Below are 22,050 nucleotides of genomic sequence, written 5' to 3' on the forward strand. Positions count from 1 at the left end.
CTCGCGGTTACTCGGGAGCGGTGAGCAAGCCCCGGTCGTAAGCGATCGCGACGGCTTCCGCCCGGCGGCTCGCGCCCAGCTTCGCCATCACCCGCGACAGGTGCACGCTCACGGTCTTCTCGCTGATGTACAGCTCCTCCCCCACCTGCCGGTTGGTGCGGCCGAGCGCGACGCGCTCCAGCACATCCCGTTCCCGGTCGGTGAGGGGATTCAGCTGCGGCCGGGCGGGCGCCGCCGCTTCTACCCCGGACAGCTCGACCCGGGCCCGGTGCGCCAGATCCCTCACCGCGTCGCGCAGGGGAACCGCGTCCAGCTTCACCGCGACCGAATGCGCCGCCTCCAACGCTTCGGCCGCACCCGGCCGTCCGGTGGCCAGCAGCGCTTCCGCCTGCCGCCAGCGACAGACCGCCTGTTCGTAGATCGCGCCGTAGGAATACGCCTCGGCCGCCTCCGCCCACAGGTCTGGATCGGCTGGTCCTTCGAGCCCCGACGCGGCTGCCTCCATCCTCGCCAGCCACGCCCGCCCTTCCGGGCCCATGGTCCCGGAGCGGGGATGTCCTTCGGCAGCACAGCGACGGCCGTGGTCCAGGAGCCGCCGGCCAGTGGCTGCGAAGGCGGCCGCCGCGGACTGGTCGCCCTTGGCCCGGGCTTCGGCCGCCAACGCGGCAGCCGACGGGATCGCCAGCGCGACGATCCGGATCCCGCCCAGCAACCCGGTCTCGACTTTTTCCAGCCACTGCACCAATTCGTCGGTGATCCGCAGCGCTTCGGCATGCTCGCCGCGCCAGGCGGCCAGTTCGATCGCGGCGTCGCCCGCGGCCAAGGCGATCTGCAGGTCTGCCGTCCACTGCTCGCGGAGGCCGGGCAACGCCTTGGCGGCTTCGGCGAACCGGCCGCGGCCGACCAGGAACAGCACCCAGTTGGCCAAGATCCGCGCGGCGACCGCGCTGGACACGCCTCGCCGCGCGCGGCCCGCGGCGTCTTCCTTCGGCCAGTCTCCGCTGAGGTAGCGCAGGTAGAGCAGCCGGGCGCGCAGTTCGAGCCCGTACGTGCTCCAGGTGAGCCCGGTTTCCTCGGCCCGCGCGACTCCGCGGGCGGCGTGGGCGAGCGCGAGGTCCATTTCGGCCTGGTCGTCGTAGCTGAGGGCGAGGAAGTACATCGCGCGGATCTCGACGTTCAAGGCTCCCGCGTCGTGCGCCTTGCGTTCGGCTTCGCGCAACCGCTCCCGGGCCTCGTCGGCATCGCCCGCGCTGTCGGCGAGCGTGCCCAGCGTGACCAGCGCCGATGCTTCCGCACCGACCGCACCGACGGCACGCGCGTCGGCGACCGCCGTGTGCGCGCTGGCCAGCGCCTCGTCCGGCTGGTCGCGCAGCCGCTGGAACCCGGCCCGCGAAGCCAGCACCCAGGCCCGCGCACCGCTGGGTTCCCGGTCCGCGACCAGCTCCCAGGCCCGTTCGATGGCCCGGACCGCCTCATCGAACGTGCCTTCCAGCGTGAGCAGTGTTTCGGCCAGCCGACGCCAGACCTTCGCCGCGTGCTCGGGCGACGCGTCCGGCTTGAGGGCTTCGGTGGCTGAGCGCGCGTACGCCACCGCGCGCTCCGGTTCGCCCGAAGTGCCCGCGAAGTACGAGGCCTCGCTGAGCAACCTCAGCTCGTCCACGCCTTCCGGACGGTTTTCCGGGGCCACGGCGTCCCAAATGGACTGTGCTTGCTCGATGTGCCGCAGAGCCGCGCCGGGGGCACCGAGTTTTTCGGCCTCGTCGGCGGCGCGCAGCAAGGCGGGCAGAGCGGTGTCGAAATCGCGGCTTTCCAGGCTGTGGAAGGCCAGCTTCGCGTCGTGGCCGCGGCCCTGCGGCATCGACTTGATCCGCGCCGCGTATCCGGCGTGCATCCGCGTGCGCTCGCCGGGAAGGAGGTCCGCGTACACCGCTTCCTGCAGCAGGGCGTGGCGGAAGGTGTAGAAACCGTTCTCGATCACCAGGACGTGGTGCTGCACGGCTTCCCGCAACGCCTCGTCCAGCTCCAGGTCGCCGATGCCGGCCACCTGCGCGAGCGCGGCGTGCGACACCGACTCGTTGGCGACCGAGATGACGCGCAGCACCCGTCGGGTCTCGGCGGGAAAGCGTTCGAGCCGGGCCAGGAGCACCTCGGCGAGCCCGGCCGGGAGGTCCCGGCAATCGGCTCCGGTGGCGAGGAGTTCCTCGACGAAGAACGGATTGCCCTCGGATCTATCCGCGATGTCCGCGACCACGTCCGGCGGCAGCGGTTCCTCGGCCAGCGCCGCGACGAACGCCCGCGCGTCGGCCGGGCCGAACGGGGCCAGCGCGAGCTGTTCCACCGTGCTCAGCCGGACCAGTTCGGACAGCAGGCCGCGCAGCGGATGCCTGCGGTGGACGTCCTCCTCGCGATAGCTGCCGACGACCAGCAGCCGCTGCGCGCGCAACCGGCTGAGCAGGAACGACAGCAGGTTGCGGGTGGAGGAATCGGCCCAGTGCAGGTCTTCGAGCAGGACGACCACCGGCCGCGCCTGGCCGACCTCGGTCAGCACCCCCAGCACCGCGTCGAACAGCTGGAGCTGGCCCAGGTCCTGCTCCGGCCGCACCCGGCGGACGCCCTCGCGCTCCCCCTCCGAAACCTGCCCGTGGTCGCCGGTCGCCGCGGGCCGCGGATCGCCTTGCGGAAGCAGCATCCCGAGCGCGGGCCGCGCCCGCACCGCGGCCGAAACCGCGGGATCGGCCGACGACCCGAGCGGAGCCAGCGCCTCGGCGAACGGCAGGTAGGGCAGACCGCCGTCGCGCACGTCGATGCACCGGCCGGTGAGCACGAGCCCGCCGCAGGCCGCGACGTGCTCCCCGAGCGCGGTGAGCAGACGGGTCTTGCCGACCCCGGCGTCCCCCGAGATCAGCACCGCACCTGCTTCTCCGCGTTCAGCGCGCGCGAAGGCCGCGCGCAGCCGACGCATCTCCTGCGTGCGGGCGACGAGCGGAATACCGGAACCGAGACGAGGCACGAGATGCATTCTCACCTACACCCCCGACAGTTCCGGCATCGATTTCCCCGTGGCGGCCGGTTCGGCCAGTGATCTCCGTCCGGCTGGCGGACGAACGAGCCAATGCTGGGCGATCCCGGGGTGCTCCGCGCGGCCGCGGCGAGCTTCCCGCGGGGAAGGACCGGGGTGGCTCGCGGCGGTGCGGTGTGCTCCGGCAAGGTCCGTGAAGGTTCCTCTCGCGGACCTCCGCGCCGTGACGGCGGGCTCCAGTCGCCGAGCTGGGCGGTAGATCGCAGGCTGATCCGCACGACCGCAACGAGCTTCGTTTGGGAGGCACCCCGGGTGGCTCGCGGCGGTGCGCTGCACAGCGGACGCACTCCGGCAAGTCCGTAGGTGCCCCTCACAGACCTCGCCACCGCGACGAGGTGCGAGCAGACCCCAGTCCGCCGGGCCGGTCGCGAAGATCCCCGGCTGACCCGGCCGCAGTGAGCTTCCCGAAGAAAGGCACCCGGATGGCTCGCAGCAGCACGCTGCACAGCAGAAGCGCTCCGGCAAAGTCCGTGAAGGTTCCCTCACAGCCCTCCCCACCGCGACGACGTGGAAGCAGACCCCGGTCGGCCAGTGCGGTCCCCAGCGGACATGCTCCCCGCAAAGCCCGTGCCAGCAACGCGCGAGCAGACTCCGGCGGACGGAGCGGCCGAACCGGAACCCGTGTTCTGGTTCAGCCGCCCCGCCCGACCCCCTTGCCGTCCCCCGCACCTGTGCGCCTGCGCGGCTCAGCGGACCGGGGCTCAAGCGCTATGTCGCGCCCTGGCCTCCGGCACCGTCGCCGTGCGCCTTTCCTGGCGGGGCACCTCGACGTTCGTGAGGCGGTGCGCCCGTACCCAGCGGACCACCCGGTTCCCGCGGCTCAAGCGGGCCTGGCGGGCGGCCCGGCGCAGTTCGGCCATCCGGTAGTCCACCTCGGCGCGGGTGGCGTCCCAGTTGTAGTCGCTCATTTTCTTCTCCCCAGCGGGTCGTCGTTCTCTGCCGACGTCCACTTTCGTGCTGAGGGCCCGCCCCGGGCATCGGGTGATCGCCCATCCCGCGGCGCGAAAAGACCCCTTACCCGCGCCGGCGACCCGGGAAGTCCAGGTCGAGCGGGGTAAGGGGTCTTCGCGCGGTACTCAGTCGAGCGAACGGATCAAGCCTGCCCCTGGCCGTCGGCGCGCACCGCGTCCAGCAGGGCCCGCCAGCCGGCGGCGGGCAGGCGGAAGGCTCCGCCTTCCGGGTCTTTCGAGTCCCGCACCGCGGCGCCGCCCGCGACGAAGGCGACCTCCACGCAGTCGTTGCCGCCGCCGCTGTAGCTGCTCTTGCGCCACTGGGCGCCGGAAAGGTCGGCCGTCATGGTCCCCACATCCTCACTGTCTCAGGTTGGTTTTCCTCGGTTCCTCAACCGCGGCGGCCTGTTCGGCGAACCGGCCGGCCGCGTCGGTGATCAGCGCCACCGAATCGTCCGGTTTGAGCGCTGCTGCGCGCAGGTGGTCGAACATCAGCGCGTAGCGCCGGACGTCGTCGGGCTGTTCGAGGTACAGGCCGCTGGAAGTGCTGTCGTCGACGTAGACCACGTCGGGATCGGCCTGCTCGGGGAAGCCCATGATGAGGAACGGTCCCTCCATGCCGGGGTGCGCCCCGGCTCCGAACGGCACCACCTGGACGGTCACGTTCGGCTTCTCGGCCATCTTGGTGATCCGGTACAGCTGTTCGGCCATCACCTCGGCGCTGTCGACCACGCGGTGCAGCACCGCCTCGTCGATCACCGCCCAGTACTCGACCGGCGGGTCGTCGGTCAGCAGCTGCTGCCGGGCCATCCGCGCGGCGACCCGGCGGCGGGTCTCGGCCTCTTCGGCGTCCGGGCGCAGGGCGCGGATCACCGAGAACGCGTAGCGCTCGGTCTGCAGCAAGCCCGGGACCAGCAGCGCCTGGAACGCGCGCAGCGAGCTCGCGTCGGCTTCGAGGCCGACGAAGGTGCCGGTGAAGACTTCGTTGTACGCGTGCCACCAGCCGCGTTTGCGCGCTTCCCGCGCGAGCTGGACGAGCGCCTCCTGCTCGTCGCCGGTGATGCCGTACAGCGCGAGCATGTCCCGCGCGTCGCGCGGGGTGACGCCGACGTGGCCGGTCTCGATGCGGCTCACTTTGGACGCCGAGCACTCCAGCTTCTCGCCGACCTCGTCGATCGTGAGATCGGCGGCTTCGCGCAGCCTCCGCAGCTCGCTCGCGAGGCGCCTGCGGCGAACGGTCGGTCCCTGGCCTCTCGCCACGGCAGCACCTCCGGTCCGTATTGTTGCCCGCACTGCATATCTAACCAGCTGATCGACTTGTCAGTGGAGTAATAACACCGGCGAATTCCCGCTGTCGCGGCGGGAGCCGGCCGGCACTGGTTCCGATCTGGTTCCGACCTGCATTGTGCAGACTGCGCTTGTACTCTGGCATCCTGCGGGCCGAGACGCGAATCCAGCTGCGCCGAAGCCCTGAGCAGGCTAGACGACGGCCGCCCTCGGCTATTCGCGGCCACCGCCCGAATGCCGACGACCACGGTGTCCGGGGCCGCCCCCCGACCGGCCCCGGGCACCTTCCTTTGCTTCACGGTATTACTCAGACGGGTATTCTCGCGCAATTTCGCCACGAGAGTGTGACGGTTTCCGGCGATTTCCTCTGCAGACAGCCACTCTAAGTGGTCATCGGCGGGCGACCGTCCTCACCGGACCCGGAGCAGTCCTTCTTGGACCACGGTGGCGACGTGCAGGCCGTCGCGGGTGAAAAACCGGCCGGTGGCCAGCCCTCGGGCGCCCGAGGCGCTCGGCGACGTGCTGTCGTAGAGGAACCACTCGTCGGCGCGGAACGGCCGGTGGAACCACAGCGCGTGGTCGAGGCTCGCGCCGAGCACCTGGTCGACGTCCCAGTACACGCCGTGCCGCGCGAGGACCGAGTCGAGCAGCGTCATGTCCGAGGCGTAGGTGAGCACGCAGACGTGCAGCAGCTGGTCGTCGGACAGCGTTCCGTCGGCCCGCATCCAGACGCGGTGCCGCGTGGGCCGTTCGCCGGTCGTGCGGGTGACCCACGGCGGATCGCCGAGGTAGCGGATGTCGATCGGCCGCGGCCGTTCGGCGTGGCGCAGGCCGTACCCGGCGGCCAGGTCGGGGAGGGTCGGCAGCGACTCCGGATCGGGCACGTCGGCAGGCATCGTCTCGGCGTGGTCGATGCCCGGTTCGTCCTTCTGGAACGACGCGGACAGCGAGAAAATCGCCTTGCCGTGCTGGACCGCGACCACGCGCCGGGTGGTGAACGAGCGGCCGTCGCGGATCCGGTCCACTTCGTACACGATCGGGACGCTCGGGTCGCCGCCGCGGATGAAGTACGCGTGCAGCGAATGGACCCGCCGCTCCTCCGGGACGGTCCGTCCCGCCGCGACGAGCGCCTGCCCGGCGACCTGCCCGCCGAACACCCGCACCGGCGAGTGCGCGGGCGAGACGCCGCGGTAGATGTTCTCTTCGATCTTCTCCAGGTCCAGCAGCGCGACGAGCTTGTCCAGCACCGGCTGTCCGCCGCCACCGGGGCTCGTGTCGAGTTCGGTGGCGGCTTCCCTGGCCATCTCAGTCATGCCGGAACCTTATGCGCGAAGGTTCCGGCACGTCCCTTATGCGTGGTCGTCTTCACCGAGCCGGTGGACGTGGATCAGGTTCGTCGACCCGACGGTCCCGGGCGGGGAGCCCGCGACGATCACCACGAGGTCGCCGCGCTGGTACTTGCCCATTTCGAGCATCGCGTGGTCGACCTGCTGGATCATCTGGTCCGTGGAGTCCACCCTCGGCACGATCTGCGTCGTGGTGCCCCAGGTCAGCGCCAGCTGGCTGCGGACGCTCTGCTCCGGCGTGAACGCCATCAGCGGCAGCCGGGTGTGCAGCCGGGCGAGGCGGCGCACGGTGTCTCCGGACTGGGTGAACGCGACCAGCGCCTTGGCGTTGAGCCGCTCGCCGATGTCGCGGGCGGCGTAGGAGATCACGCCCCGCTTGGTGCGCGGCACGTGCGACAGCGGCGGCACGACCGGCGAATCCGTCTCGACGGCCTCGACGATCCGGCCCATCGTCTGGACCGTCTCGATCGGGTACCGGCCGACGCTCGTCTCGCCGGACAGCATCACCGCGTCCGCGCCGTCGAGGACCGCGTTCGCGACGTCGGACGCCTCGGCGCGGGTCGGGCGGGAGTTGTTGATCATCGATTCCAGCATCTGCGTGGCGACGATGACCGGCTTCGCGTTCTCGCGGCAGATCTGGATCGCGCGCTTCTGCACCAGCGGGACCTGCTCGAGCGGCAGTTCGACGCCGAGGTCGCCGCGGGCGACCATCACCGCGTCGAAGGCCAGCACGATGGCCTCCAGGTTGTAGACCGCTTCCGGCTTCTCGATCTTCGCGACGACCGGGAGCCGCCCCTTGCCGACGCGGTCCATGACCTGGTGCACGAGGTCGATGTCGGCCGGCGAGCGCACGAAGGACAGCGCGATGAAGTCGACGCCCAGCTGCAGCGCGAACTCGAGGTCCTCGATGTCCTTGTCGGACAGCGCGGGCACCGAGACGTCCATGCCGGGAAGCGACACGCCCTTGTTGTTGCTGACCGGGCCGCCCTCGGTCACCTCGCACACGACGTCCGGGCCGTCGACCTCCTTGACCACCAGGCCGACCTTGCCGTCGTCGACCAGCAGCCGGTCGCCCGGCTTGGCGTCCTTGGCGAGTCCCTTGTAGGTGGTGGAGACCCGGTCGTGGGTGCCCGCGACGTCCTCGACGGTGATCCGGACGACGTCGCCGGTGTGCCATTCCGCCGATCCGCTGGCGAACGTGCCCAGCCGGATCTTCGGTCCCTGCAGGTCGGCGAGGATCCCCACCGCCCGGCCGGTTTCGGCGGCCGCGGACCGGACCAGGTCGTAGACCTGCTTGTGGTCGCTGTGGCTGCCGTGGCTGAAGTTCATCCTCGCGACGTCCATCCCGGCGTCGACGAGTGCCCGCATCTTCTCCGGGGTGGAGGTCGCGGGACCCAATGTACAAACGATCTTCGCGCGTCGGCTCACGTCCGGAGAGCCTAGTCGCTCGGGCCGCTCGCGTCTGTACCGATCCCGAAACTCCGGCGGAAGAACACGGGAAGGATTCAGTTCCGGCCGTCCGCGTGCGCTGCGCGGGAGCGCCGGGCAGCACCGCCCGGAACCACCCGCGCGGGGGATGCCCGGCTCAGCGCCGCGGCCGCTCGCTCGGGCCCACGTGGTCGCGCGCCCATTCGTTGAACTTCCGCAGCTGGCGCCACGATTTCCGGACCCGGTCCAGCGCCTCGCGCTCGTGCAGGAAATCGTCCGGCTCCCAGGCTCGCACGGCGTACACCGAACGGTGCCGCAGGAGGTCGAGCCGCGGATGGTCCTCGGCGAACCCGCGCGGCTTCGACTTCAGCCGGTCGCCGAGAATTTCCCAGCCCGCCTTCCGCAGGCTCGCCAGGATCTTCTCCAGCGCGGGCCCGTGCAGTTCGGTGTCGACCGCCGCGCGGTACCGGGCCAGCTGGTCCGGAGCCAGGTGGAAGCAGCCGCCGCCGACGCGCAGCCCGGCCGGGCCCACCTCGACGTAGTACGCTCCCCCGCCGCGACCCGCCTCGATCACGCCGCCGCAGTGCGTCTTGTACGGCGTTTTGTCCTTGGCGAACCGGACGTCGCGATACGGCCGGAACACCTTGGCCTCGCCGAAGCCCGCGCCGAACTCAGGCTCCAGCTCGGCCAGCAGAGCCTCCATCGGAGCCCGCACGTGCTCCTTGTAGATCGCGACGTGGTCGTCCCAGTAGGCCTTGGTGTTGTCCGCGAGCAACCCGTCGTAGAACTCGACGGCGTGGTCTCCGAATCCGCTGAACTTCACCCGCAGCACGATAAACCGGGGCACCGACAGAATCGGCGCCCCGGCGGGATCGAGCGATGCTTACTTGGCGAGCGCGGTGATCAGCTCGCCGTTAGTGGTGTCGCCGGAGAGCTCCCAGAAGAAGGTGCCGCCGAGCCCCTGCGACCTCGCGTACGCGGTCTTGCCCGCGATGGTCGACGGGGTGTCGTAGCTCCACCAGTTGGAACCGCACTTGGCGTACGCGGTGCCCGCCACGGTGCCGGTCGCCGGGCACTTGGTCTTGAGGATCTTGTAGTCCTCGATGCCCTGCTCGTACTTGCCCGGAGCCGGTCCGGTCGCCGTGCCGCCCGGCGCGCTCTGCGTGACGCCGGTCCAGCCGCGTCCGTAGAAACCGATGCCTAGCAACAGTTTCGAGGCCGGAACGCCCTTGCTCTTGAGCTTCTGGATGGCCGCGTCCGAGTAGAAGCCCTGCGTCGGCAGGCCGTTGTACGACGTGAGCGGCGAGTGCGGCGCGGTCGGGCCTTGCGCGGCCCAGGCGCCGAAGAAGTCGTACGTCATCACGTTGTACCAGTCGACGTACTGTGCGGCGCCCGCGTAATCGGTGAGGTCGAGTTTGCCGCCGTTGCTGCCGTCCGCGGTGATCGCGGCGGTGACCAGCTTCGACGAGCCGAACTTCGCCCGCACTGCCGCGAGCAGCTTCTTCAGCGCGTCGGGACCGCTCGTGTCACAGGTGAGACCGCACGCGTTCGGGTACTCCCAGTCGAGGTCGATGCCGTCGAACAGCCCGGCCCAGCGCTTGTCGTTGACCAGGTTGTAGCAGGAATTCGCGAAGGCTTCCGGGTTCTTCGCGGCCTGCCCGAAGCCGCCGGACCAGGTCCAGCCGCCGAACGACCAGATGACCTTGAGCCCGGGGTGCTTGGCCTTCAGCTTCTTGAGCTGGTTGAAGCTGCCCGCGAGCGGCTGGTCCCAGGTGTCGGCGACGCCGTCGACGCTGCCCGCCGCGTCGTAGGTCTTCTGGTAGTCGGCCCACGCGTCGCCGATCGCGCAGCCGCCGCCGGTGACGTTGCCGAAGGCGAAGTTGATGTGCGTGAGCTTGTTCGCCGACCCGGACGTCTCGATGTTCTTGACGTGGTAGTTGCGGTCGTAGATGCCCCAGTCGGTGAAGTAGCCGACCACCTTGCCGGACGCGGCCTCGGTTCTCGCCGGGGCGGCGGCCGAAGCGGCGGGGACGAGCGCGGCCGCGGCGGCGAACGCGGCGGTCGCCAGGCCGGCCAAGGCCAGCAGGCGTTTTCTGCGCAAGCGAAGCATCGTTGCTCCCTTCAGGAGTCACCGTCGGTGCTCACCTGATGACGGTGGGGACAATCGCACCGTAAGTGGACTAGACCACCAGGTCAATGGTTTAGACCATAAAACGGACATTCGGCGGTACGCGCATTCCTTGACAGGCATATGCCCCGCGAGGCAGATTTCCGGGGTGATGCAGACCTTCGACGTGCTGGCCGAACCCCGCCGCCGCGCGCTGCTGGACCTGCTGCTCGAGGGCGAGCGGTCGGTCGGCGAACTGGTGGCCGAACTGCGGCTGAGCCAGCCCGCCGTGTCCAAGCACCTGCGCGTGCTGCGGGAGGCGGGGCTGGTGACCGTGCGGGTCTCCGCGCAGCGCCGCTGCTACCGGCTGCGCGCCGAACCGCTGGCCGAAGTGGACGCGTGGCTCGCGCCCTACCGGCAGTTCTGGTCGGACCGGCTCGACGCGCTCGAACAGCGGCTCGACGAAACCGAATGAGGAGCACGCCGTGATCCGAGTGGACGGCCGGACCCTGCGGTGCGCCGACGTGGTCACGGCGGCGCACACCGAAGGCCCGCTGGCGATCGACGTGTCCATCGCCGCGCTGCGGGCCGCCGAGCACTCGTGGAAGCTGGCCGAGGATCTGAGCACGCGGCGAGTGGTGTACGGCCGCACCACCGGCGTCGGCGCGAACAAGGACGACTCGGTGGACGAGCCCGCCGAGCACGGGCTTCGCTTGCTGCGCAGCCACGCCGGCGGCAGCGGCGAACTGCTGCCGGACGGCCAGATCCGCGCGATGCTGCTGATCCGGCTCAACCAGCTGCTCGCCGGCCGGTCGGGGATCAGCCCGGAACTGATCGGCGCGCTCGCCTCAGCTGTGCGCACCGGAGCGCTTCCCGTAGTGCACCGGCTGGGCGCGATCGGCACCGGCGACCTCGCTCCCCTGGCGGAAGCCGCGCTCGCGCTGGCCGGGGAACGCGAGTGGGCGATCGGTTCGGTGCCACCGGTTCCGGTGCACGCGGGCGACGCGTTGGCGTTCATGAGCAGCAACGCCGCGACGCTCGCCGAAGCGACCCTCGCGGCGATGAGCCTGGACACGCTCACCCGCGCGAGCCACGCCGTCGCCGCGCTCACGTACGTCGCTCTCGACGGCAACCCCGAGGCGTACGCGACGCCTGTGCACGAAGCACGTCCGCACGCCGGTCAGGTGGCTTGCGCGGCAGAAATGCGTCGGCTGTTGGGCATGCACGGCACGCCGAAGCCGGGGCGTCGGCTGCAGGATCCCTTCGGGCTGCGCGCTTTCCCTCAAGTGCAGGGTCCGGCTTTGGACGCAATTCACTACCTGCGGGACGTGCTCGCCGTGGAAATCAATGCCAGCACGGAAAACCCGATGATCTCCACAGTGCACGGCGATGCCTACCACCATGCGCACTTCCACACCGCGTACGTCTCGACCGCGCTCGACCAGGCCCGCGCGACGGTGCATCAGGTCGCGGAGCTGTCCGTGGCCCGGTTGGGCGACTTGGTGGAACCGGAGTTCACCGGGTTGCGGCCGTTTCTCGCGGTCGGGCCGCCGGGGAGTTCCGGGGTGATGATCCTGGAGTACGTGGCACATGACGCACTGACCGAACTGCGGCAGGCGGCATTGCCCGCGACGCTCGGTACCGCGGTGGTGTCGCGCGGGATCGAGGACCACGCGAGCTTCTCGACCCAGGCCGCGCGGGCGGCTACGGCGGCTGCTTCTGCTTATCGGCAGGTGCTGGCTTGCGAACTGGTAGCGGCGGTGCGGGCGTTGCGGATCCGGAAGGCGGAGCTGGTGGACCTGCCGGTACGGGCGGCGTTCACGGCGGCGGAAGAGGTGCTGGATGAGCGGTTGGAGGATCGGCCGTTGACCGACGACATCGCGAAGGCTGCTGGGGTGCTGGATGAATTGGCACGGATCTGACTGACCACAGTGGACACTAGCTCGCGCTGCTCAGTCCTCCGCCAACGCATCCCGCCGCAATTCCGTGAACAACTCCTCCGCCCGCCTCCGATGCCGAGCCGCCGCAACGGAGTCGCCGCGGTGATCCGACAAGTCGGCAAGCGCCGCGCTCACCCGGGCGAGCAGGTACGGCGAAGCCATCCGCTCAGCCAGCGACCGCGCTTCCTCCATGCTCTCCTCCGCCGGCGAAACCGCCCCACGCCGGAGAAAAGCCAGTCCCTGCACCCGAAAAGCATCCGTGCGGGCGAGGATATGCTCGATGTGCTCGGTACAAGCCACCGCCTCCGCGGCGGTCTCCCCGGCGGCGACCGGATCACCGGCGGCCAGTTGCGCTTCGGCGAGAAACGGCAGCGCATCCGTCATCTGCCAGCTGCGTTCCCCTTGCAGCGCAAGCAAAGGCAGCAACCGGCGCACGCCTCGCTCAGGTCGGCCCGTCCGCACGTCGTTCTCCGCCAACTGGGCGGACGCGTTGCAGATGATGTCGGCATTGTCGCTTTCGCGGCCCAGCCGAATCCCTCGGGTCAGATCGTCGGCTGCCGCGTCGTAGCGGCCGCAGGCTGACCACAAGGCACCCCGGCCGATGAGGGCCATCGCGCCGCACATCGGCGAGCGGCCGTGTCCGGCCAGTTCCAGCGCCTGGCTGAACCGCCGTCGCGCGTCGCCCCAGCGGCCGACGTAAACCGCGCTCGCGCCGACGTTGCAGACGGCTCGGCTGAGCAGCTCCCGGTCGCCGAGTTCCTCGGCCAGCCGGAGGATCCGGTCGAACTGCCGGTCCGCCCGGGCCAGTTCGCCGCGATAGTGGTGCAGCACGGCAACCCCGGTCAGCGCGCGGACGACGATCTCCCGGTCGCCGCACAATTCCGCGGTGGCCGCAGCGGTGTGCAGATCGGCCAGCGCTTCCTCGTTGCGGCCGAGCAGGCGCAACGCGAGTCCGCGACGCAGGTGTCCGCCAGCGAGGCCGTGCTCGTCCTCCGCCGCTTCCGCCGCGACGATCGCGGCGGTGGAGACTTCGACGGACTCCCGGTAGCGCGTGCTCTGGTAGAGGTTGGCGGCGCGAGCCAGCCGCAGCCGTACGGCCGATCCGCCGGGCCGGTCTTCGGTCAGCGTCGGCGCGATGCGGGCCAGGCCTTCCCGCGGAGTGCCGCGCTGGTAATGCAGGTAGCCGATCCGAGCGATCACCAGGCGTTGCCGTTCTTCGTCCCCTTCCTTGCGGTACCCCAAAAGCGCGCGTTCGGCGGCGGCGAGCGCGGCGTCGTACCGACCGGCCGCGGCGAGTGCGGCCGCCCAGGCTTCGGCGGCTTCGGCGACCGCCGGTTGCGAACCGGTGCGATCCAGCAGATCGACCAACGCGCCCCAATGCTGGGCGGCGGTGTCGTGCGCGGCTTGCCTGCTGGCGTTTTCCGCCGCGTGCCGCAGAGTCTGCGCGGCGCGTTCGGTGTCCTGCGCGTGCGTGTAGTGGTAGGCCGCCGCCGCGCCGCCTAATGCCTCGGCGAGTCTCCGGTGCAGCACATGCCGTCGGCTCGGCGGCAGATCTCCGTTCACCACCTCGGCGACCAGTTCGTGAGTCAGCCGGACGCCCTCGGCGTTTTCGTCCAGCAGCCGCGCGGTGTGCGCGGGAGCCAGCACCTCGGACAGTTCGGCCGGATCCAGCCCGGCGGCCGCGGCCAGCACGTCCGGGTCCATCCGCTGCTGCCCCACCGCCAGCAGCGTCAGCACCTCGGCGGTGCGTTCGGGCAATGCACCGACTTGCCGGCGCACCGCGTGCGCGAGGCCCCACGGCAGTTCCGCGGGCGGTTTGCCGGTTCTGCCCAGTACGTGTCCTAACTGGACCAGGAACAACGGGAGACCGCCGGCGAGCCGCAGCACCCGGTCGCGGGCGGAGTGCCCCACCTCGGTCCCGGCGCTGTGCCGCAGCAGCGTCGTCGCGTCCTCGTCCGCCAGCGGGGACAGCGAATGCTGGGTCAGCAAGCCTTTCCGGTACAGGTCGAGCAGCGTGTCGGCCAATGGCTCGGCCGCGGCGATTTCGGTGTCGCGATAGGCGGCGAGGAACCGGACCCGGTCCGGCCGCACGTCCTGGACGAGCGAAGCCAGCAGCGCGAGCCCGTCCGGACCGGCCCATTGCAGGTCGTCCAGGAGCACGAGCACGCCGTGCCGCCGCGCCAGCGTGTCGAGAAACCGCGCTGCTTCGGCGAACATCAGCCACCGGGGCGGAGCCGGTTCGGCGGTGCGTTGTTCGGGAAGCAGGAACGCCAGGCCGGGCCCGGCGGGATGTTCGGAGAGGTGCCGGGCGAACGCTTCGGAGAGCGGCGCGTACGGCTCCCCGCCGTGCCGGGAGCACGCCGTCGAGAGCACCGCCGTGCCGCGCGCCTCGGCCATCCTCGCGGCCTCGGCGAGCAGCCGGGTCTTGCCGATTCCGGTTTGCCCGGCGAAGACCAGAAACGGCCTGCCAGTGCCGGAAAGGTGCTTGTCCAGCAACGCGTGTTCCTCGGTGCGGCCGATGAGGTCCGGCGCCGGAGGGGGCGGCGGGACCGGGCCGGCCGGACGCTGCCTGCCGCGCCGGGCGGCCGCGAGCAGTTCGGCGCGGGCGGATTCGGGCAGCGCGAGACCGTCGGCGAGGAGCTGCACGGTGACGCGGCGCGGATGCCGCTGCCCGCGTTCGAGATTCCCCACGCCGCGGGCGCTCAGCCCGCAGCGCTGCGCCAGTTGTTCCTGCGTCAGCCCGGCTGCCCGGCGCAACCGGACCAGCGTCCGGTCGAACGTTTCCGTCGCGCCGTCCGGCATGTCCCGCACCTCCCGCCGGTCCATGGTCGCTCGCCCCGGGGCGCGGGACATCCCCCGAAGGTCGGGTTCCCCGGCACAACGGCCGGTTGTGCCGGTTGTTCCTGGTTCGCGCCGCCTCGGTGAAATCCAATGGCGGCACCGCTTTTCGCCCGCCTTCCGGGCAGCGGCGTACGAGGAAGGACGCGATGATGCGTGCAGGAATGACCTTGAGACGGCTGGCCGCCGCCGGCGCCGCGCTCGCGCTGGGAGCGGGGGTCGCGGCGCTTTCGGCCCCGGGCGCCGGCGCCAGCCCCCAGCTGAGCCCGGCGTCGTGCGCCAGCGCACCCGCCGGTTACGCGAAATGCCAGGCGGTGCAACTGGTTTCGGCCGGAGCCCGCCCGGCCAGCGCGATGAGCCCGGCCGACCTGCAGAAGGCTTACGGCGTCGCCGGGATGAAGAGCGGCGGGACCACCGTCGCGATCGTCGACGCCTTCGACGACCCCGGCATCGAAAAGGACCTCAACGATTACCGGTCGCACTGGAACCTGGGCTCCTGCACCAAGGCGAACGGCTGCCTGACCGTGGTCGGGCAGGACGGCACGAGCACGCTTCCGTCCAAGACCGATTCGGGCTGGGCGACCGAAATGGCCATCGACGTGGACGCGGTCAGCGCGCTCTGCCCCGACTGCAAGATCCTGCTGGTGGAGGCCAACACCAACGAGGACAGCGACCTCGCGGCGGCCGTCGACAGCGCGGTCAGGCTCGGCGCGAAGATCGTGTCCAACAGCTACGCCGACCACGAGAGCGCGATCCCGTCGGACGCCGAGCAGCACTACAACCACCCGGGCGTCGCGGTGCTGGCCGCCACCGGCGACTGGGGCAGCGAAAGCGGTTCCCAGGCCGAATACCCGGCCACTTCGCCCGAGGTGGTCGCGGTCGGCGGCACGACGCTGACCGCGTCCGGCGGCGGCTACTCCGAAACCGCCTGGTCCAAGGCGGGCAGCGGCTGTTCGAGCAAATTCGGCAAGCCCGCGTTCCAGAACGGGATCAGCACCGCGTGCGACAATCGGGCCACTTCGGACATTTCGGCCGACGCGGACCCCAACACCGGCATCACGATCTACGTCAACGGCCAGCAGTCGCAGTACGGCGGCACCAGCCTGGCCACGCCGATCGTCGCCGGGATCTGGGCGCTCGCGGGCACGCCGAAGGACGGCGACAACGCCGCGACCTACCCGTACGCGCACACCGGCGATTTCAACGACGTCACCTCGGGCAGCAACGGCAACTGCGGCACGGTGATCTGCAACGCGGGCACCGGCTGGGACGGCCCGACCGGCCTCGGCACGCCGCACGGCGTCGCCGGCCTGACCCCCGGCGGCGGCACCAACGGCAAGCTGAGCGTCAGCAACCCGGGCAACCAGAACAGCGTGGTGGGCAAGGCGGTTTCGCTGAAGGTCACCGCCTCCGGAGGCACCTCGCCGTACACCTACAAGGCGGACGGCCTCCCGGCCGGACTGGCCATCGACAGCAAGTCCGGCTCGATCACCGGCACGCCGAGCGCCGCGGGCACCAGCAACGTCACCGTGACCGCCACCGACTCCGCCGGGGCGACCGCGCAGGCTCCGTTCACCTGGACCGTCACGACGGCTCCGGCGGGCAAGCTGACCGCGAAGTTCACCACCGACTACGACTACGGCTTCGGCGCCTTCGCGCACTTCACCCTGACCAACGGCGGCACGTCGGCGGCGAACGGCTGGACGCTGTCGTTCGACCTGGCCTCGAACGAGTCCCTGTCGAACACGAACCCGGGCACCGCGTCCGGATCGACCGGGCACGTCGTGATCACCGGGCAGGACACGATCCCGGTCGGCGGCAGCCTCACCGTGTCGCAGATCTACCAGGTGTCGGGCGGCGCGTTCACCGCTCCGGCGAACGTATCCGTTTCCTGATCGTTGGAGAGCCGCCGTGCCGCACCCCGCGGCACGGCGGCTTCGTCAGTCCAGGCAGAACTCGTTGCCCTCGACGTCCTGCATCGGAATGCACGACTCGTTCACGCCGTCCGCCTCCAGCACCTGCACCACCGACGCGCCCAGCGCCGTCAGCCGTTCGGCCTCGGCTTTCAGCACCGCCAGGCGTTCCTCGCCGACCAGCCCGCTGCCGACCCGCACGTCGAGGTGCACCCGGTTCTTCACCACCCGGCCCTCGGGCACGCGCTGGAAGTACAGCCTCGGCCCGACCCCCGTGGGATCGACGCAGGCCGCCCACGAACCCTGTTCCTCGGGCGGCTGGGTCCGGTCGAACTCGGCCCAGTCGGCGAATCCTTCCGGCGGCGGCGGCTCGACGTACCCGAGCGCCTCGCACCAGAAGCGGGCGACGCGCGCGGGTTCCGCGCAGTCGAAAGTGACCTGGAACTGTTTGACCGACCCCATGGCGCTCACCTTACCGGCGGGCGGCGGCCAGCGCCGGGTCCCGTCCGGCGGCGAGATCGTCCGGGGCGAAGACCGGGACCGGGACGTCCGGGCCGATGCCGGCGCCGTCGTAGGTGCGGCCGTGCGGATCGAGGTATTCCTCGTTCGGCAACGCCACCTTCCAGCCTGGTTTCGGCAGCGTCCGCTCCAGCAGGTCGGAGAACGCGCCCTGGGTGGACTGTCCGATCAGGACTGGCCTTGGACGCCGGTTCAGCAGCGCCTGCAGGAAGGTCTCCCCCGCCGAGACGTCCAGGTTTCCGATCAGAACTGTCAGGGGGCCGGAGTAACGTGGCGCTGCGGCGGGTTGGACGAAAAATGGTTGCGGCACAGTGAACTTCGCTGGGTCGTCCGGGTCGTTGCGCGCGCGTTTGGCGTAGGCGAAGTGCGGGACGTCGGTGAGCCGGGCGGCGACCTGCAGGCCGAGCGGGTCGTCTCCGCCGCCGTTGACGCGCAGGTCGAGAATCAGGCCGCGCAGCGTGCGCACCCGGTCGGCGGTGAAGATCTCGTCCAGCGCTTTCGCCAGCACCTCGCTGCTGGCGGCGAAAGTGTCGGCGTAGTCATGGAATCCGCTGATCCGCAGGTACCCGCGGCCCTCCGGCAGATCGGCGTAGGCGATGGCTCCGTCGGCCCAGCGTTGAACCGGCGCGCCGAGATTCGCGTCCGCGACGGCGATCGCGCGCGGGACGGTCGTTTTCAGATCCGGTGTGCCAGGACGGGGTGAAGAACAATGCTGACCTGCCGCGAGCAGGCCGACGTGAGCGTCGTGCAGCGGGCGGATCAGGCCGCAAAGGACGTCGTAGAGCCGTTCGGGATGCTCGGTGATTTCGCGGCGGGCAGCGTCCCCTTCGGACTTCCAGTCGACGCCTTTGGCCCGGAAAAACGGGTAGTTCTCGGCAAAACTGTGCCAGAAAACGTCGAACAGGTCCGCGGAGGAAGCCCGGCATTCCGCGGGCAACCCGCCGGGGACGCGACGCAGGGACCGCACGCCGAGGTTGTCGTCGAAACTCATCCGGCCTGCCCGGACGGTGACAACGGAGCCTTCATTGGTCGAAAACCTGGTGCCGTCGCCGGTTCCGGACAGCGCGCCGGGCAGGCAGCTGACCTTGGTCACGTCATAGGTCGTCAATTTGCCGCCGGAGACTTGGACCAGCTGCCCGTACCCGTCGGTCCGCCAGACACCGTCCACAGTAGACGGAGCCGCGGTCGCCGAGAGAATCGCCATACCCGCCAGGAAGGTTCGCACGAGCCGAGGGTAGAAAAAAGCCGGGGACGCGCGGAATACCGCGCGCCCCCGGCGCTGTGGTGGGGTTGCCCCTACCACCGGAGAATCTCAGCCGAAGAAGACCTCGGCTTCCTGGTACCGCTCCAGCGGCACGGTCTTCAGCTCGGCCGTCGCCTCGGACAGCTTCACGCGGACGATGTCGGTGCCCTTGAGCGCCACCATCACGCCGAAGTCGCCGTCGGCGACCGCGTCCACCGCGTGCAGGCCGAAGCGCGTCGCGAGGACCCGGTCGTACGCGGTCGGGGTGCCGCCGCGCTGGACGTGGCCGAGCACGACCGCGCGCGATTCCTTGCCGGTGCGCTCGGAGATCTCGTCGGCCAGCCAGTTGCCGATGCCGCCGAGCCGGACGTGCCCGAAGGCGTCCTTCTCGCCGGTCAGCAGTTTCTCCTCGCCGCCCTCGGGCAGCGCGCCCTCGGCCACGACGATGATCGGCGCGTACTCCTTCTCGAAGCGCTGCTCGACCCACTGCACGACCTGGTCCACGGAGAAGTGCCGCTCCGGCACCAGGATCACGCTCGCGCCGCCGGCGAGGCCGGAGTGCAGCGCGATCCACCCCGCGTGCCGCCCCATGACCTCGATGACGAGGGCGCGGTGGTGCGATTCGGCGGTGGTGTGCAGCCGGTCGATCGCCTCGGTGGCGATGGAGACCGCGGTGTCGAAGCCGAACGTGTAGTCGGTGGCCCCGAGGTCGTTGTCGATGGTCTTGGGCACGCCGACGACGCCGATGCCGTCGTCGGTCAGCCGCTTGGCGACGCCGAGGGTGTCCTCGCCGCCGATCGCGATCAGCGCGTCCACGCCCTGGTCGGCGAGCACCTTGCGGATCTGGTCGACGCCGCCGTCGACCTTGTACGGGTTCGTCCGCGACGACCGCAGGATGGTGCCCCCGCGGGTGAGGATGTCCTCGACGTCGGCGAGGCCGAGCGGCCGGCTGTCGCCGGTCAGCGGGCCCTGCCAGCCGTTGCGGAAGCCGACGAACTCCCAGCCGTGCACCTCGACGCCCTTGCGGACCACCGCGCGGATGACCGCGTTCAGGCCGGGGCAGTCGCCGCCCCCCGTCAGCACACCGACACGCATTCTGTTGCCTCCGTCTTCCTCGCAGGGAGAGTCCAGTCACAGTCCGCGGACAGCGTAGCGGCTTTCATCTGGATCGGTGCAGGCCGGACCACCTGCCCGATCCGGTCCGGGCAGGGCCCTCGCGGCGGTGTGCTACCTTGGGCGGCGTGCAGCGCTATTTCTGGTTTACGAAGCCGGCCCCGGGTGGGCACGGCCGCGTGAACCTGCGCTGACCTCCACCCGAGCCGGATCTCGAACCGGCTCGGCGAGTCCCCCGCGGGTCGGTGTCCACCAGGAAGGAACCACCCGCACATGAGCACCCCCCTCGTCGCCGCCCCCGCCGACGCGAGCACGCTGGACAACCGCCGCACCACGTCGGTCAGCCCCCTCATCTCGCCCGCCCTGCTGCGCGAAGACCATCCGGTGGACGCCGCGGTCGCGAAAGTGGTGCAAACCGGCCGCACGGAAACGGTCGACATCCTCGACGGCCGCGACGAACGCCTCGCGGTGATCGTCGGCCCGTGCTCGGTCCACGACCCGGAAGCCGCCCTCGACTACGCCCGCCGCCTGGCCGCGAAGGCGGAAGCGCTGCGCGAAGACCTGCACGTCGTGATGCGGGTGTACTTCGAAAAGCCGCGCACCACGCTGGGCTGGAAGGGCCTGATCAACGACCCCGACCTGGACGGCACCTTCGCGGTCAACAAGGGCCTGCGGCTGGCCAGGAAACTCCTGCTGGACGTCTCCGCGCTGGGCCTCCCGGTCGGCTGCGAATTCCTGGACCCGATCACCCCGCAGTTCATCGCGGACATCGTCACGTGGGGCTCGATCGGCGCCCGCACGGCGGCCAGCCAGGTCCACCGGCAACTGTGCAGCGCCCTGTCCATGCCGGTCGGCATCAAGAACTCGACCGAAGGAGACATCCAGGTAGCCGTGGACGCGACCCGCGCCGCCGCCGCGTCGCACGTCTTCCCCGGCATCAACGTGGACGGCCTGGCAGCCCTGGTGACGACCTCCGGAAACCCGGACTGCCACGTCATCCTGCGAGGCAGCTCCTCCGGCCCGAACCACGACCCGGCGACCGTCGAGGAAACCCTGGCCCGCCTGGCGAAGTCCGGCCTCCCGGAACGCTTGGTGATCGACGCCAGCCACGGCAACAGCGGCAAGGACCACGTCCGCCAGTCGGAAGTCGTCCGCGACCTGGCCGGCCGGATCGCCGCCGGAGAACGCGGAATCGCCGGCCTGATGCTGGAAAGCAACCTGGTTGCCGGACGCCAAGACCTGGTCCTGGGCCACCCGGAGAAGCTGACCTACGGCCAGTCCATCACCGACGCCTGCATGGACTGGGACACCACCGAAACCCTGCTGGACACCCTGGCCACCGCAGTCCGCACCCGCCGCAGCAGCTAGCGAGGCCGCCTTCACAGCCCCAGTCCCTCTGGGTTCCCCTCACGACTTACACGGTCCGTGAGGGGAACCCCCACGGACTCGAATTCCCCCAGGTTTCCCCTCGCAGCCCTAAACCACCGCCGATGCACCCAAACAGCGAGGCCCCAGCTCCCCCAACCGCAACCGCTGCACCCACGAACGAGGCACCCAGCCCTAAAACCGCACCGCTGCACCCAAACAGCGAGGCACCCAGCCCCTCCCCCAACCCCGATACAAAGCCGCCCTGCGGTTCGGGGGTGCTTGTCAAGGCATCTTTCCCGCCTTGACAAGCACCCCCGAACCGTCAGCACAATGAAAAATCGGGGTGCCCCACGCAACCACTAACCGGCAATGTCGCCGCCAGGCGACGAGCCGACCCCGCAGCCCCGCCGAAAACTCACCGCCTCCGAAAAGCCTCCTCAATAACCTCCCACCGCTGCAAGTTATGCCGAGCATCAGCCAACGCGTCATGCTGATCCCCAGGCGCAGCAGGCAACTTCGGCTTCCCGGCGTCCTCCCACCGCTGCCGCAGATCCCGGGTGAACCGAGGCAACTGCCGAGGCAACGCGGGCATCGGCCCCCACAACTGCGCCAGCGCCACATGGTCATACGCCGCGAACCAGGCCCACAACTCGATCCCGCCGGGCGGCTTCCCGAAGAACTCCAGCAGATCCTCCCGGATCCGCTCCCGGCTCCGCCAGGCCGGATCCGCCGGGGACGGCAGCTTGGGCAGCACGTTCTCCCGCACCCAAGCCCCGGCCCGCCCGGGGTCGAAATCGGTGGACACGGCATAGAACTCGCGCCCACGCTCGTCAACGACACCGATCGACACGAGGTCAATCGTCACGCCGTCCTCAATAAACTCGGTGTCGTAGAAAAAACGCACCGGGGAACTCTAGTA

The 22,050-nt window shown here is 70.3% G+C and carries 17 protein-coding genes; 4 read left to right on the forward strand and 13 right to left on the reverse strand.

All coding sequences use genetic code 11. From position 1 onward, the window contains the following. Window positions 1–7: 7 nt before the first annotated feature. The 8 genes from F9C11_RS37330 to F9C11_RS37365 all read right to left on the reverse strand — a co-directional run bounded on the left by F9C11_RS37330 (window position 8) and on the right by F9C11_RS37365 (window position 10,200). Window positions 8–3,019, reverse strand: coding sequence for an AAA family ATPase (locus F9C11_RS37330; protein WP_409182048.1), 3,012 nt, complete (start codon window positions 3,017–3,019; stop codon window positions 8–10). 761 nt (window positions 3,020–3,780) lie between these two features. After that, the gene (locus F9C11_RS37335; RefSeq protein WP_409182049.1) at window positions 3,781–3,987 is read right to left on the reverse strand and encodes a hypothetical protein; all 207 of its coding nucleotides are present in this window, start codon (window positions 3,985–3,987) and stop codon (window positions 3,781–3,783) included. A 185-nt stretch (window positions 3,988–4,172) separates the two neighbouring features. Beyond that, entirely contained in the window at window positions 4,173–4,376 is a 204-nt protein-coding gene (locus tag F9C11_RS37340; RefSeq protein ID WP_409182050.1) for a DUF397 domain-containing protein, read from the reverse strand. Window positions 4,377–4,389: 13 nt separating this feature from the next. After that, window positions 4,390–5,289 carry a helix-turn-helix domain-containing protein gene (locus F9C11_RS37345; RefSeq protein ID WP_409182051.1) on the reverse strand — a complete coding sequence of 300 codons (900 nt, stop codon included), beginning with the start codon at window positions 5,287–5,289 and terminating at the stop codon, window positions 4,390–4,392. Window positions 5,290–5,726: 437 nt separating this feature from the next. Beyond that, window positions 5,727–6,629 (reverse strand): acyl-CoA thioesterase II, encoded by a 903-nt coding sequence (gene tesB, locus F9C11_RS37350; RefSeq protein WP_409182052.1) that lies wholly within the window; start codon window positions 6,627–6,629, stop codon window positions 5,727–5,729. A 36-nt stretch (window positions 6,630–6,665) separates the two neighbouring features. Continuing rightward, window positions 6,666–8,090, reverse strand: a complete 1,425-nt coding sequence (gene pyk / locus F9C11_RS37355; RefSeq protein ID WP_409182053.1) for a pyruvate kinase — start codon at window positions 8,088–8,090, stop codon at window positions 6,666–6,668. A 157-nt stretch (window positions 8,091–8,247) separates the two neighbouring features. Beyond that, window positions 8,248–8,913, reverse strand: coding sequence for a DUF2461 domain-containing protein (locus F9C11_RS37360; RefSeq protein ID WP_409182054.1), 666 nt, complete (start codon window positions 8,911–8,913; stop codon window positions 8,248–8,250). Window positions 8,914–8,973: 60 nt separating this feature from the next. Further along, window positions 8,974–10,200: a glycoside hydrolase family 18 protein gene (locus F9C11_RS37365; protein ID WP_409182055.1), complete on the reverse strand. Its 1,227-nt coding sequence runs from the start codon at window positions 10,198–10,200 to the stop codon at window positions 8,974–8,976. 169 nt (window positions 10,201–10,369) lie between these two features. On the opposite strand from F9C11_RS37365, the gene F9C11_RS37370 reads away from it, so the two are divergent. Together F9C11_RS37370 and F9C11_RS37375 are read left to right on the forward strand one after the other, a co-directional pair. Then, window positions 10,370–10,672 (forward strand): ArsR/SmtB family transcription factor, encoded by a 303-nt coding sequence (locus F9C11_RS37370; protein WP_409187060.1) that lies wholly within the window; start codon window positions 10,370–10,372, stop codon window positions 10,670–10,672. A 10-nt stretch (window positions 10,673–10,682) separates the two neighbouring features. Then, on the forward strand, window positions 10,683–12,119 hold the full coding sequence (locus tag F9C11_RS37375) for an aromatic amino acid ammonia-lyase (protein ID WP_409182056.1): 1,437 nt from the start codon (window positions 10,683–10,685) through the stop codon (window positions 12,117–12,119). A 30-nt stretch (window positions 12,120–12,149) separates the two neighbouring features. On the opposite strand, the gene F9C11_RS37380 is transcribed toward F9C11_RS37375, so the two are convergent. Then, window positions 12,150–14,990, reverse strand: coding sequence for an ATP-binding protein (locus F9C11_RS37380; protein ID WP_409182057.1), 2,841 nt, complete (start codon window positions 14,988–14,990; stop codon window positions 12,150–12,152). A gap of 134 nt (window positions 14,991–15,124) precedes the next feature. On the opposite strand from F9C11_RS37380, the gene F9C11_RS37385 reads away from it, so the two are divergent. Beyond that, window positions 15,125–16,870, forward strand: a complete 1,746-nt coding sequence (locus F9C11_RS37385) for a putative Ig domain-containing protein (RefSeq protein ID WP_409182058.1) — start codon at window positions 15,125–15,127, stop codon at window positions 16,868–16,870. 45 nt (window positions 16,871–16,915) lie between these two features. Here the strand turns inward: F9C11_RS37385 and F9C11_RS37390 are convergent, their stop codons facing one another. The 3 genes from F9C11_RS37390 to F9C11_RS37400 form a co-directional block, all read right to left on the reverse strand. Further along, window positions 16,916–17,350 carry a VOC family protein gene (locus tag F9C11_RS37390; protein ID WP_409182059.1) on the reverse strand — a complete coding sequence of 145 codons (435 nt, stop codon included), beginning with the start codon at window positions 17,348–17,350 and terminating at the stop codon, window positions 16,916–16,918. 10 nt (window positions 17,351–17,360) lie between these two features. Further along, the gene (locus F9C11_RS37395) at window positions 17,361–18,632 is read right to left on the reverse strand and encodes a S41 family peptidase (RefSeq protein WP_409182060.1); all 1,272 of its coding nucleotides are present in this window, start codon (window positions 18,630–18,632) and stop codon (window positions 17,361–17,363) included. An 87-nt stretch (window positions 18,633–18,719) separates the two neighbouring features. Further along, on the reverse strand, window positions 18,720–19,745 hold the full coding sequence (locus F9C11_RS37400; RefSeq protein WP_409182061.1) for a 6-phosphofructokinase: 1,026 nt from the start codon (window positions 19,743–19,745) through the stop codon (window positions 18,720–18,722). 291 nt (window positions 19,746–20,036) lie between these two features. Between F9C11_RS37400 and F9C11_RS37405 the strand changes: the two genes are divergently transcribed. Further along, on the forward strand, window positions 20,037–21,131 hold the full coding sequence (locus tag F9C11_RS37405; RefSeq protein ID WP_409182062.1) for a 3-deoxy-7-phosphoheptulonate synthase: 1,095 nt from the start codon (window positions 20,037–20,039) through the stop codon (window positions 21,129–21,131). Between the two features lie 415 nt (window positions 21,132–21,546). On the opposite strand, the gene F9C11_RS37410 is transcribed toward F9C11_RS37405, so the two are convergent. Beyond that, window positions 21,547–22,035, reverse strand: a complete 489-nt coding sequence (locus tag F9C11_RS37410; RefSeq protein ID WP_409182063.1) for a polyadenylate-specific 3'-exoribonuclease AS — start codon at window positions 22,033–22,035, stop codon at window positions 21,547–21,549. Between the last annotated feature and the right edge of the window lie 15 nt (window positions 22,036–22,050).

Origin of the sequence: Amycolatopsis sp. VS8301801F10 (assembly GCF_046195355.1) — a bacterium.
GTDB lineage: Bacteria > Actinomycetota > Actinomycetes > Mycobacteriales > Pseudonocardiaceae > Amycolatopsis.